This is a genomic window from Rheinheimera sp. WS51 (assembly GCF_050936095.1).
Classification (GTDB): Bacteria; Pseudomonadota; Gammaproteobacteria; order Enterobacterales; family Alteromonadaceae; genus Alishewanella.
The window spans coordinates 1-2,339 of the sequence record NZ_JBOTRC010000037.1 but is presented as its reverse complement, the minus strand read 5'-3'; the positions used below and the strand labels follow the sequence as shown (position 1 = coordinate 2,339).

The following is a 2,339-nucleotide window of genomic DNA, read 5'->3' as shown; positions in this document are numbered from 1 at the left end:
CCGCCACAAACGCGAGCAACTTGTTGCGAGTCGAGCGCCCAACGGGCGCGTTTTTGATGGCGATTGTTATGTGCCACGCATATCGTTACCACAGTTATGGCAGATATAGTCAGACCATCCGTTAAATAGTGTTTTTTTAATATGGCCAATTTTCGGTTCATACTGCCAAGGCATGTTACAAACAGGGCAAAGAATTTCAGAACGTTTAACCTCGATGATTGTTAGAGCAATGAAACCGAATAAGAAACCCGCTGCAATCCAAAACATGTTATTTGCAAGATTAAAAAAAAGTAATAAACAGATCCCCCATCTCATATATAACAACTGGTCGAATTTACTCACAGGCACTCCTTGGCACATAACGCTCAAAGCAGCTGCGCGGTACGCGTCGGCTGGCTTTGCTTGTTAGCAGCCTACACCGAACTTTCGCGGCTTGCCGCACTGGCTAACCTGAACAACGGCACGGCTGCTTTTATTAAAACCTAACCAGCTGGCTGCGATACGGCGAGCCAACCGGAACCTGTAAAACTACTGAGCGAAGCCAAGAAGAACAACGCTACCGCCACAACCGTTTGCAGCAAACCCACAAACGGGCGAACTTTACCGTTTGGCGCTGCCGCTAAGAACACGAAACGCGAGCAAGGCCGGAACAAAACAACTGACTGAAACCGTTAAAACCCGAACACCTGCTAACGCTCAAAGCAGCTGCGCGGTACGCGTCGGCTGGCTTTGCTTGTTAGCAGCCTACACCGAACTTTCGCGGCTTGCCGCACTGGCAAACCTGAACAACGGCAGGCTGCTTTTTGTTAAAAACTAAACCGGTTAACTGCGATACCGCGAGCCAACCGGAACCTGTAAAACTATTTGAGCGAAGCCAAGAAGAGCAACGCTACCGCCATTGCCGTTTGCAACAACCCCGCAAACGAGCGAACTTAACCTTTTGGTGCTGCCGCTAAGAAAACCAAACGTGAGCAAAACCGGAATAAAATTACTGACTAAAACCGTTAAAACCCGAGCACCTGCTAACGCCCGCCACAAACGCGAGCAACGTGTTGCGAGTCGAGCGCCCAACGGGCGCGTTTTTGATGGCGATTGTTAGAGCTCATTTTGTTTAAACTCCGAGACCCGATAAGAACACTCGTCATCAATAATATCTTTGGACCAATCGACACGTATTTCCTCTGGAAATCCGTAATCGCTGTTATATCTCAACTCCAATTGGTGTGCTTCCTTGATAGCTTGCTCCGTCTGTTCAAACAAATAAGCAATCGTTGCTTTACCGCCAAAATGTTGCTTTTCGAACTGCTCGAAAAAGTGCTCTCCTTTTTGGACTGTAGCTGAAGTCCTAGAGCTCAACATGCATCCTTCTTCAATAACATAAGCGTAGTTTTGGAGATTCAATGACTGCCAGTGAGCGCGATACTGCTCAAATTGATCAAACTGCCGACTCCTCTCAGAGACAGCATATATCCCCCAAGAAGAATAAATCAGGATTATTAAGCTCCCCAACACAATAAGAGCTACAAATGGATTACGCAGATCGAACAGATTCATGATGAGCTCTAACGCTAAGCTAACGGGCAGTGACGTAGTGGCATAATCGCGAAGCGCCGCTGCGTTACTGTCCCAGTGACCGCAGGGAACGAGTTTAGCGCTTTGTTAGCTGTCCAACTGCGTAATATGCAACAGTTCATCTACAGGCCCCCATAAATAAAAAACCTTACCCCAAGACTCTTGTTGCACTGGCGTAATCTTAGTTTTATGTTCCGACTTAGAACATAACTCATGTGCATCGTAGATGTCTGAAACGCATATTTGCAACATGAAGTTCTTGGCTAAGTCTTCATTGTAGAAGCGCTGCAAAAAGAAAAGGCAATCCCCGTTTTCAAAAAGTGTGAGGTCGTCGGTTACGTATTCCGATTTGAACCCAATTTCCGAGTAAAAAGACTTTGAGATTTCATAATCCTTACTGGGAACAAAAGTTTTAATATCTATTACATCCATGATTCTTTCCAAAGGCAGCTAACGCTTAGCTCAACGGCGCGGCTTGGCGCGTCCGTTGCAGCGTCTTGTTCTGTATTAATTCGTTTTGGAACAACATACTGCAACTTTCCTTGTTGTTTTGCGAGAAGATCGTTCTCTTGGAAACGACTCGCCGGGAACGTGACAGTTTGAACCTTACTTGAAGCTGGCTGGCTTTGTCCGACTGCATGCTAGCATCAGCGGCGACGCAAGCGCTTCAAGCGTTACATAAAAGTACAAACTCTTCAATCCGATTTCGCTATATACAATTAACTTTTAAATTACATTTGGATCTAACCGTACTTCCGGCGAGACAG

At 46.2% G+C, this 2,339-nt stretch carries 3 protein-coding genes; all 3 read right to left on the bottom strand.

The window, feature by feature from the left end:
* Window positions 1-66: 66 nt before the first annotated feature.
* The 3 genes from ACRCA4_RS14890 to ACRCA4_RS14880 all read right to left on the bottom strand — a co-directional run bounded on the left by ACRCA4_RS14890 (window position 67) and on the right by ACRCA4_RS14880 (window position 2,004).
* Window positions 67-342 carry a hypothetical protein gene (locus ACRCA4_RS14890; protein ID WP_433190351.1) on the bottom strand — a complete coding sequence of 92 codons (276 nt, stop codon included), beginning with the start codon at window positions 340-342 and terminating at the stop codon, window positions 67-69.
* A gap of 753 nt (window positions 343-1,095) precedes the next feature.
* The gene (locus ACRCA4_RS14885) at window positions 1,096-1,554 is read right to left on the bottom strand and encodes a DUF6174 domain-containing protein (protein WP_433190349.1); all 459 of its coding nucleotides are present in this window, start codon (window positions 1,552-1,554) and stop codon (window positions 1,096-1,098) included.
* 105 nt (window positions 1,555-1,659) lie between these two features.
* Window positions 1,660-2,004 (bottom strand): lactoylglutathione lyase, encoded by a 345-nt coding sequence (locus tag ACRCA4_RS14880; RefSeq protein ID WP_286873740.1) that lies wholly within the window; start codon window positions 2,002-2,004, stop codon window positions 1,660-1,662.
* Window positions 2,005-2,339 lie beyond the last annotated feature (335 nt).